5 protein-coding genes are annotated in these 10,214 nt (G+C 73.2%); all 5 read right to left on the reverse strand.

Annotation, left to right across the window (positions count from 1 at the left end; genetic code table 11):
• Positions 1 to 3: 3 nt before the first annotated feature.
• Genes D7W82_RS35495 through D7W82_RS35515 form a run of 5 tightly spaced genes read right to left on the reverse strand, consistent with a single transcriptional unit; the run spans position 4 to position 10,126 of the window.
• Positions 4 to 2,253, reverse strand: a complete 2,250-nt coding sequence (locus D7W82_RS35495; RefSeq protein ID WP_120622547.1) for a hypothetical protein — start codon at positions 2,251 to 2,253, stop codon at positions 4 to 6.
• Between the two features lie 3 nt (positions 2,254 to 2,256).
• Positions 2,257 to 6,972: an MG2 domain-containing protein gene (locus tag D7W82_RS35500; protein WP_120622548.1), complete on the reverse strand. Its 4,716-nt coding sequence runs from the start codon at positions 6,970 to 6,972 to the stop codon at positions 2,257 to 2,259.
• A complete protein-coding gene (locus D7W82_RS35505; protein ID WP_199727935.1) occupies positions 6,969 to 8,561 on the reverse strand; it encodes a hypothetical protein in 1,593 nt (530 codons plus the stop codon). The genes D7W82_RS35500 and D7W82_RS35505 overlap by 4 nt, the downstream gene beginning before the upstream one ends.
• Positions 8,558 to 9,190: a DUF1175 family protein gene (locus D7W82_RS35510; RefSeq protein WP_120622550.1), complete on the reverse strand. Its 633-nt coding sequence runs from the start codon at positions 9,188 to 9,190 to the stop codon at positions 8,558 to 8,560. The genes D7W82_RS35505 and D7W82_RS35510 overlap by 4 nt, the downstream gene beginning before the upstream one ends.
• A gap of 30 nt (positions 9,191 to 9,220) precedes the next feature.
• Positions 9,221 to 10,126 carry a DUF2135 domain-containing protein gene (locus D7W82_RS35515; RefSeq protein ID WP_120622551.1) on the reverse strand — a complete coding sequence of 302 codons (906 nt, stop codon included), beginning with the start codon at positions 10,124 to 10,126 and terminating at the stop codon, positions 9,221 to 9,223.
• Between the last annotated feature and the right edge of the window lie 88 nt (positions 10,127 to 10,214).

Consider the following 10,214-nt stretch of genomic DNA (forward strand, 5'->3'; position numbering starts at 1 on the left):
GACTCAGGGGGTGGGAGGCCGGGCCCCATAAGCGCGCTCCAGGAGCGCGTCGCTGGAGAGGCCGGGACTGGCCTTGGCGGCTTCGACGTCCAGGCCTTCACCGTGGCCACGGCCCTGGCCTTCGAAGAGGACCTGGGGTCCGTCGAAGGAGGCGCGCTGGGGGCAGGAGGGGAGCTTCAGGCCGGCGCGCAGCGTGTCGCACGGGAGGGAGCGCGCGTCCTCGTAGGGCGCGGCGGGGGTGCCTTCGGTGCGCAGGTAGCGCACGCGGCCGGACTCGAAGCGCAGGGAGACGAGGTTCCTGCCCAGCAGGGCCTCCACCTCCGAGCGCGTGCGGACTTCGCGCCACGGGGTGGCGCCGCCCTGCGAGAAGGTGAGCCAGGCGTCCCACTTCAGGGGCGGGAGCTGGAGGGCGCGGGGCTCTTCCGGGCGGATGCGCACGGTGCCGCGGAAGGCCTGGCAGTGGGTGGTGTCGCAGAGGGCGCGGCCGGAGTGGCGGGTGTCAGCGTGGCGCTCGTTGTGCGCGGCGACGCGGGCCAGGGCGACGCGGGCTTCGCCCTTGAGGGTGACGTCCTCGGCGGCGACGACGCCTGCGGTGTACTGCACGCGCGTGGTGCGGAAGACGAAGTCGGAGCCGCGCCGGGCCTTGAGGGCGCTGGGCGTGGTGGGCACGCCGGGTGGAGGGCGGTACGGCGGAGGCGTGGACCAGGTGAAGACGCCCGCGTAGTCGCGGCCACCATCGGGGCCGTCCGGGAAGCGCACGCGCCACGGGCTGCCCAGGCAGACGGCGGGGCCCTTCGCGGTGAGCGCGTCCAGGCGCGAGAAGTCCGGCGGCGCGGCGCGCGGAGCGCCGTCATCGAGCGAGAAGCCGGCGCCCGAGCAGCGGGCCTCCACGGTCGCGGAGGGAAGCAGGCCGAGCACCTGCACGCGCGCGGCGTCCAGTCCCGCCTGACGGCGCACTCGGGTGAGGAGCGCGGGGAGCTCATCCACGAAGTGCCGGGGCATCTTGCCGGGCCGTACGATGACGGCGACGAGGTCCGTGTCCACGGCGGCGATCCATCCCAACTGGGGGCGGCTCGCGGCGTCGCGCACGGTGCCCGTCTTGGTGGCGACACCCTTGAGGGCCTTGGACGTGGAGAGGCCGCTGAGCGTGCCTTCATCCACGTTGCCGGTGAGGAGCGCGAGCACGTCCGGCCGCGCCTCCGCGAGCAGCCGGTACGCCTGCGCCATGCCCCACGGAGACAGGCCATGCGCGGAGCGGAGCCCGATGGCCTCCGTCATGTCCGAGGGCAGGCCGGTGAGGCCCACCGCGGACAGCACCGGGCCCCAGACACCAAACGCCTTGGGCGCGAGCCCCGTGGCCTCCCAGTCCAGGAACCAACCGTTGCACGAGCGCAGGAGCGCGAGCCGTGCGTCCACCTCCGGAGGCAGGCCCGCGCCGCACACCCACTCCTGCACGCCCCGGCGCGGCGCGAGCAGTGGCGGCGCAGCTGAGTTCGAGGCAAGAGCCGTCCCCGCCGCGTACAGGAACGGCTTGAGCGCGGAGCCGTAGGGCACCGCGCGGCGCACGTCTCCCTCCGAGAACAGCACCTCTCCCGAGTGCCGGCTCACCACCACCGTGGCCGGCTCGGGCGCGAGCACCGCCACGTCCGCCAGCTCCTCCACCGTCAGGGGCGTGGTCCACCGCGCTCCGTCATGACACTGGCGCAGCCGGCGCGTCAGCGCGGCGGGAAACCCCGTGTGCTCTCCCAGGATGCGCGCGAGTCCCCTCCTCGCTCGCGATGTGTCCACCTCTGGCGCGCTCGCCACCTCCTTCGCCGCGCGCGACAGCGATTGATAGGGGCCGTCACGCCACGCGGGTAGCTCGCCGCTCACCGTCAGCGCGAAGGCTTCGTGGAAGAGCCGGTCCTCGCTGGACGCGGGACAGGCCCACCACAGCAGCTGGTGCGCCAGCTCGTGCCGCAGCGCCGTGCGCGTCCTCGCGTCCAGCACGCCGGGCGTGTTCTGCCGCAACTCCACCACGCCGGGCCGCCCCTGCGCGTTGCGCTCGGGAGGCAGCGACGTGCCCTTCTGGAGCGTCACGGTGGCGGGGGCCCTCGTGGGAAGGCCACCCGCCTGCGCCGCGTACTGCGCCTCCAGGGACGTCCAGGCGGCCTGGGCCTCGCGGCGCAGGTCCGCCTCCGGCGTCACATCCCCCCGCGTGACGAAGCCAGGCGAAGCCGACAAGAGCACGGCGACGGCGACGGCCCACCCCATGGGCTACAGGTCACTCACGGACGTCTTCGAGGGCACCACCTTCAACACGTCCGACGCCGTGCGGCCCCGGATGCGCGCCGAGTACATGTCCTCGATGGTCGCGGGCGGCGCCGCGAACGTGCCCGCGAACTGCGCGCGCAGCACGTAGCCCACCGTGCGGGGGCTGTCGCTCCACCACGCCGGCTCCTCGAAGAAGAACGTCGCGTGGGACGGGTCCAGCTGCCGGCGCTTGAGCGCCTCCGGAGCCAGCGGCAGCGAGTGCGGCGGACCGCGGAAGACCTTGTCCTCCTGGAGCGGAACGAAGCCCGCCGGCACCGCGTCCTCCACCACGTAGTACGCCGAGCGCGCCCGGTTCTCCCCGCGCGCGTCCAGCGTCAGCTCCACGTAGACCTCCTCGCCCTGCGTCACGGAAGCGCCCGCGTCCAGCTTCACCTTCCCGCCCTCGCGCAGCACGTAGTACGCGCGCTCCACGGACATCCCGTTCACGCGCGGCTGCAAGTCCTTGAGCGGCGTCATCGCGGCGGCGCGCAGCGTGGCCACGCCGTCGAAGCCGCCCACGTCCACCGTGCGAGTCCCCGCCGGCAGCGTGGCGACGAGGCCCATGCCGCGCGCCGAGAACTTCACCGGCGCCGAAGCGCCCTTCACCTCCGGCGGCGCCATGCCCTTGAACGCCTTCGCGTCACGCTCCACCAGCCAGAGCGAGTGCAAGAGCGCCGTGCTCCGGTCGAAGGTGGACAGGCCCGGCTCGCTCAGCATCTCCAGGATGCGCTTGCGCGCGCGCGTGACATCCAGCGACCCGAACGACGCCGCGTGCGCGGTGATGGCGGTGAGGCCCACGCGCCGCAGCGGGAAGCGGTAGAACGCCTCGGACGTCTCCGCTTCACCCCGGAGCGCCGCGAGCTTCGCGAAGCCCTCGCCGCTCTGCTTCACCAGCTCCTGGATGCGCCCCTGAAGGCCGGGCTCCTTCATCACGCCCGCCTTCTCCGCGGCCAGCACCGCGAGCGCCAGCGGATACAAATCCCCCGGCTTCGCGGCCTCCACCAGCGCACGCACCCGCGCCGCCTGACGCGGGCCCTGCAAGCGCGCCAGCACGTAGGCGCGCGTCGCGTCGTACTCCGGCGGCAGGTTCTCCTGCGCCTCCAGCCACTTCGCGCTCTCCTGGATGCGCGCGTCGTCGCGGTCCACCAGCCCCGCCTCGGACGCGTACGCCAGGCCGTCCAGCGCGATGAGCGTGAGCGGCAGGCTGGGCTCGCTGTAGCCGCCGAACCACGTGAAGCCGCCGCCCTTCACCGCGAGCCCCAGGATGCGGGCCGTGCCCTGCACGGAGCGGCTGCGCGCCTCCGCCAGCAGCGCCTGCGAGTCCGGGTCCAGCTTGTCCAGCGCGCCCGCCTTCTGGAGCACCTGGTACACCGCCACGTTGGGCACCGTCGTGGAGACGAGCTGCTCCAGGCACCCGTACGGATACGTGAGCAGCTCGCGCACGTTGGTGAGCGCCGCGTCCACCGTGGACGGCTGGAGCACCAGCTCCACGCGCGTCAACGCGGACGCCTCCGGCGCCTCCAGCGACAGCGCGCCGCCGCCCCACGCGCTCACCTGCACCGCGTCCTCCACGGCGGCCGGCGCCACGTCGAAGCGCTTCAGGTCGCGCAGCGGGTCCTTGCCGCCCACCACGTCCACCGCGAGCTCCGCCGGGCCCGTCTTCGCCGCGCGCAGCGTCACCGGCACCACCTGCTCGCCGCCCTCGCCCAGCTCCACCTTGCGCTGGAGCGCCTCCGCCTGGAGCGCGCCGCCCGGCTGCAACCGCACGTCCAGCACCTGGCTGCCCTTGGACTTCGTCCCCGCGGCCAGCCGCACGGACGCGAGCGCCTCGTCGCCCTCGCGCAGGAACCGCGGCAGCGCCGCGTAGACGTTCAGCCCGCCGCGCGTGGCGAACTCCGCCGTGCCCTCACCGAAGCGGCCGGACGTGTCCGCCGCCACCGCCGTCACCACCCACAGCGTCTGGTTGGAGGGCAGCGTGAAGCGCACCGTCGCGCGCCCGTCCCGGTCCGTCACCACGGCCGGGTCCCAGTGCGCCGTGTCCTTCTCCAGGTCCTTCGCGTTGCGGCTGGGCGGCTTGATGGACGCGAACGCGTGGTCGGGCAGCCCCGCCAGCTTGCGCGCCAGCTGCTCGCCGTAGCCGTAGCCCTGGAACTCCGCCGAATAGAAGTTCGTCACGTTGTCGCGCGCCGGCGGATAGAAGAAGTCCAGCACGCCGGGGCGGAACTCGGACTGGATGGCGTAGACGGCCTTGTCCACCACGCCCACGGACAGCTGCGCGGACACGCCGTTGCCGTCGCTGTCGGTGACGCGCACGTCGATGGCCTGCTCCGTGAGCGGCAGCGCCTCCGCGCGGCGGGGCTGCAACGCCACCGTGAGCGTGCGCTCCTTGGGCACCACGCGGAACGCCACCGTGCGCTCCTCCCAGCGGCCCGTCGCCGTGGGGTACGCCACGGACGCGTACACGGCGCTGCCGAAGCGCTTCTCCACCGGGAAGGAGTGCACCAGCGTGCGGCCCTTCAACGGCACCACCGTGGTGCCGTACAGGCTCGCGCCCGTCAGCGTCACCCACACGGGCCCCGCGTCCTTGCCGCCCTGGCCCCAGCCGTCCGGCATGAGCGCCACCAGCTTCGCGCTGTCGCCCGGCTCCAGCGTGCCGGACAGCGACGCGAGCGTGAGGTTGGGCACCTGCGCCACGGGCTCGTCCGCGCCGCCGATGACGAGCAGCGACTCCTCGCCCGTCCACGCCTCGCCCTTCTTGTCCTTCACCGTCACGCGCGCGACCACCCGGCCCACGTCGGTGGTGGGCACCTTCTGGCGCGACGTGCCGTCCTGCTGCGTGGTGAAGGTCTGCGTGCCCAGCTCCTTCTCGCTGCCGTCCGCGCGGACCAGCACGAAGTCCACCTCGCCCGTGGTGACGCCGTAGCCCTTGCCGGACAGCGTGGTGGCGCGCACGGACAGCTGCGCGTCCGAGCCCTTCTGCACCACCGCGTCCGAGAACCGCGCCACGCCCAGCACCTCCACCTTCGACAGGAAGAAGGCGGCGGTGCCGGTGGCGAACGTCTCCTGATCATCCCGCGCGCGCACGGTGAGGCTGTAGCGGTACGGCAGCCGGTCCTCGCCCGCGCCGAGCGGGGGCACGGCGACCTCCACCTGGGCCTCGCCCTCCGCGTCGAACTCGCTGGCGGAGGACCACGGGTCGTCCGTGGCCTGGCGCTCCGCGACGGACGAGTACAGCCGCTCCGGCACGCTCAGCTTGCCCTCGCTGCTGGAGGCGGTGCCGTACGTCACCGCGCTGCCCTGGCCGCCGCGGCCGGAGTCGTCCACCCACGCGGGCGCGTCCAGCAGGCTGCGGTAGAGGAACACCTCGTACTTCGCGCCCTTGGGAACGCCGCCCGCGTAGCGGCGCGCGCGCACCGTCACGCTCACCGTCTGGCCGGGCACCACCGTCTCCGACGCGGGCTGCACCTCCAGGTAGAACGTGGGCTTCACGTAGTCCTGCACGCGCGCCTCGCCCTGGTGGGGCTGCGTGTCCACGTCCGCCTCGATGCGCAGCACGCCCGTGCCCAGGTCCTCCGGCACCTTCAGCGTGCCGTTGAACGCGCCGAACTCATCCACCGCCGCGCGAGTCACAATCTCGCGGCCCTCCTGCGACACCAGCTTCACGCGCACGTCGCGCTTCTTCGGCGTGAAGAGCCGCGCGAGGAACGTGTCCGGCTGCCGCACGAGCCCGCGGAACTTCACCTCGTTGCCCGGCTTGTAGATGGGCCGGTCGCTGTAGATGAACACGTCCGGCGCCACCGCCAGCGCGGAGTAGAAGTCCGTGTCCACGATGGCCGTGTCCTTGCCGGCCGTCACCGTCGCGATGATGCGCGGCTCCGTCACCGCCAGCGTCACCTCGCCCTTGTCGTCCGTGGTGCCCGCGGGGCCCTTGCCCGTGGGCAGGTACACCTGCACTTGCGCCCCCGCGCGCGGCTGCTGATCTCTCCCCGCCACGCGCACCAGCACCTGGCCGTCGGTCTGCTTGAGCTGCACGGTGACGTCGCTGACGACGAGCACCACCTGCCCCTCCACCCGGCCCTGCACCAGTTGGAGCACGTAGGTGCCCGCGGGCAGCGGCGCGAGCAGCACGCGGCGCTCCTGGAAGCCGCTGCTCCTGTCGCCCGTGTCGAAGCCCGGCACGTTGAAGTCCCGGTCGGCGCCGCCCAGGTCCAGGTTGAGCCACTGGCTGCGCACCACGGAGAAGCCCGGCGGCGTGCCCACCAGCTTCTCCGGCCCCTCCGCCACCTTCGCCAGCGGCTCGCTGGACGAGGACTCCCCCGGCGGCGGCGGCAGCGACGTGCCCACCTCCTGGCGGAAGTCGGGCGACAGCGCCTCCATCAGCACGATGCCCGGCGAGCGCACCGCGTTGAGTCCACGGCTCAGGCCACGGCCCGGGTTGAGCAGCGTGGGCGGCGTCTCATACGCGCGCCGCAGGTCGCCCTGCGCGCGGATGAACGCGTCCAGGTTCGCGGGCTGGAGCACGCGCAGCTCCACGGGGCCCTGGTCCTCGAAGGCGACGTCCACGGCCACCGGCTCACTGCTGCCGTAGGAGCGGGGGACGGTGATGTAGAGCGGCTTGGCCAGCGCCACGCCGGACAGCAGGAGCGCGGCCAACGCCGCGAAACGCACGGAGGTCTTCATGTCCCGAACCCTTCCGACAGCATGACGTAGCCCTGCACGTTGCCGCGGAAGCCCAGGTACGGCAGGGCCTCCAGGTCGCGGCGGGCCGCTTCGATTTCGGGGGGCGCCGCCTTGGGCAGGGGCGACGAGCGGTCCACGCGCGCCTCGGACGTGTAGCCGTCCATGGCGAGCCCGCTGAGCAGCCGCCCCAGGTTGACGCCCAGCATCACCGTGGAGGGCGCGCGCAGCCCCGCGACCACCGGGCCCGCGGCGTTGAGCATGTTGGGCGCGCGGCCTTCGCACGCCTTCTGGAGCCGCTCCACCTCCTGCTGGCTCGTGGCCAGCACCACGTGCTTGCACAGCGTGGCGCTCACCAGCGTCCGAGCTCCGCCGGAGAACAGCGCGGACAGCCCCTCCGCGTCCTTCTCTTCACCCCACAGCAGCGCCAGCTCCGGCTCCAGCGACGTGCTGCCGCGCGGCGTCCACACCAGGGCCACCTGGCGCGGGCGTATCCGGGGCTGGCCCTCCTTCTTCCAGAAGGCGCTGAGCTGCGCGGGCTCCAGCGACTCCGGCAGCGTGAGCTGGAACGCGAACAGCACCGGCGTGTCCTCCGGCACCAGCTTGAGCAGGTCGTCGGAGAGGGGCTTGCCATCGAAGGCCGTCCCGTCCGGGCGGAGCTTCCCGGCGATGCCCTTCGCCACCAGCCGGTCGCCGTCCACGCGCAGCTGTAGCCGCGTGTCCTCGCCCAGGCCCAGCACGTGGGTGAAGAGCTGCGCCTCGCGGCCGTAGGCGTTCGGGTCGAAGCCCACCTCCACGTCCACGTCCCGGTCCGCGTCCAGCTCCGGCAGCGGCGTGCACAGGGCCTGGAGCACCACCACCGGGTGCCGCGAGAGCACCAGCCGGTCCGCCGCGCGCGCGGCCCACACCGTCTGCTCGGCGACGAGCCAGCGCGACAGGTGGAAGCCGCCGTCGGGTGCCTTCTCCATCCCGGCGGGGCAGCTGTCCGCGACCATCTCCCCGCGCTTCGCCACGGCGTCCAGCGAGTCCCACGCCGCCTGCGCGGTCTTGTTCGCCTTCGGGACGAGGAGCGCGGGCGTGCCCACGCGCGCGTCGCCGCTGAACCACACCGCGCGGAACGGCGTGTCGAGCAGCTGCCCGACGACGACGTCCAGCACCGCGCCCTTGAAGGACGCCTTGAGGTCGGTGCCGGTGGAGCCCAGGAACGCGGCCCAGCCGCTCGCGAAGCCCTGGCCCAGCGGCTTGTCCCACTGCGACTTCAGCCACGCGTTGCGAGCCAGCGCGTCGCGCACCTTCGCGGGCGAGTGCACGTCCACCCAGACGGCGGGCAGCGCCGCGGCGCCGGGCACCTCCATCTTCGTGGAGGTCATCTCCGGCATGCCCTCCACGGTGGCGCCCGCGGTCGGCGGGCCCTTGGGCTCACCCGAGGAGAAGGCGGGGCCGGAGCCGCCGCCACCGCTCTTGCGGCCGATGACGAAGGCCCCCACGCCCACGCCCACGACGATGGCGCCGATGAGCGCGATGCGCACGGCGGACGAGGGGCCCTTGCCTCCGCCTCCAGCGGGGGGCGGCGGGCTCACGGGAGACGTCATGACATCCACTCCTTGAAGCGGAAGAAGCCGAGGAAGGAAGCGTTGGCCGGCACGGGGCGCCACTCCAGCGGCGCCTCGGTGGCGAGTGAGTCCAGGACGCCGGTGCGCACGCGCGCTCCAGCCTCACCGGGGTGGTAGACGACGCGCGCGGGCGCGTGGGCCCGGTCCTCCGGGCGCACCACGAGCATCAGGTGGAAGACGGGGCCCGCGTCGTGCTCCTGGCGGAAGGCCACCACGTCCCCGGTGCGGAGCTGCTCGCGCGCGTCCACGCCCCGGCCCAGCGGCACGAAGCTGCGGCTGATCAACGTCTCCGCGTCCGCGAAGTCGGAGGGCCCACCGCGCGCGTCCCTCCACAGCGGGGAGGCGAGGCGCTCGGAGGCCACGCGCCGGTACGCCGTGCGGTACGCGTAGCGGATGAGGCCCGCGCAGTCGCGCTGCGCCGGCTGCCACGCGGCGTCCGGAGCCTTCACCTGCGCGAGCGCCACCTGCGCGACCTCCCGGCGAAGCAGCCGCGCGCGCGTCTCCGCCGCCACGGGCTCCGCCGCGATGACCGCGCCTTCACGCACGGGGGCCGTCCCGGACGGAGCGGGAGCGGCGTTCAACAACACCGTGAGCATCAGGACGCGCATGGCGGGGCCGAGCCGGGAGCGCCGGTCGCTTCAGTAGCCCTCGTCTCCCTCACCACCGCCGTCGCCACTCTTCTGGAGCTCCTTGACCGCCTCCTCCAGGTTCGTGGGCCAGCCGTTCCCCTTGGGCTTCGGATCCGCGGAAGGCACGTACACCTCCGCCTGCCCGTCCCCCAGGACGTTCACCCACGCGAGCACGCGCGTCGTGCCCGGCGTCGCCAGCGGGATGCGCACGCGGCGGCGGACCTCGCCCGGCGTGCCTTCGAAGAGCGCCAGGTTGAGCGTGGCCACCGTGTGCGCCTTGTCGCCGCTGGGCCAGTAGTTCGTCGCCACCAGGTACACGCCCGTCGGCGGCGCGCGGTGGATGTAGAGGTACGGGCCGTACGCCGGCTGGTCGAAGTCGCCGCCCTGCTCGTTGAGGAAGAACGTGCCGCCGGACGGGCTCTGCGTGTTCGCCCAGTACACGTGCGCCATGGACGACACGTCCAGCGTGTCGCCCGCGCTGCTCGCGTCCGTGGGCTCGTAGATGTGCAGGTCCGTGTAGACGCCGTCCGTGTCGCTCGTGAGGATGGCCTTGAGCGGCACCGGGGGCACCTGCGCGTAGCTCGTCGCCTGCGCGCGCGCCGTGCCACCCTTGTTGGTGGCCATCACCGTCACCACGTTCTTGCCGCTGGCCGCGGGGAACTTGCGGCTGAAGCGCCCCCCTTGCGTGCGCATCAGGTAGCGGTCGCCGTTGATGGACACGACCACCGGATCCACCGAGGCGTCGCTCACCGTGCCTTCAATCCGCAGCATCCGGTCCACCGTCCACCCGCCGGACGGCGCGCTCAACACCACCTTGGGAATCGTGTCGCCCCGGCCAATGGGCACGCCCTGCTGGCGGGCGGAGACCGGCGGCGCCGTCTGCGAGAGCAGCCCGGCGAGAAGGACGGAGAGCATGGTGGAGCCTGCGAGCCTGGAGGTGAGGTGCGCGAACCGCGTGTCCGCGAAGAGACACAGCGTGCGGCAAGCCCCTCCCCCTTTCAAG

The sequence above is a fragment of the Corallococcus sp. CA049B genome, assembly GCF_003611685.1.
Lineage (GTDB): Bacteria > Myxococcota > Myxococcia > Myxococcales > Myxococcaceae > Corallococcus > Corallococcus coralloides.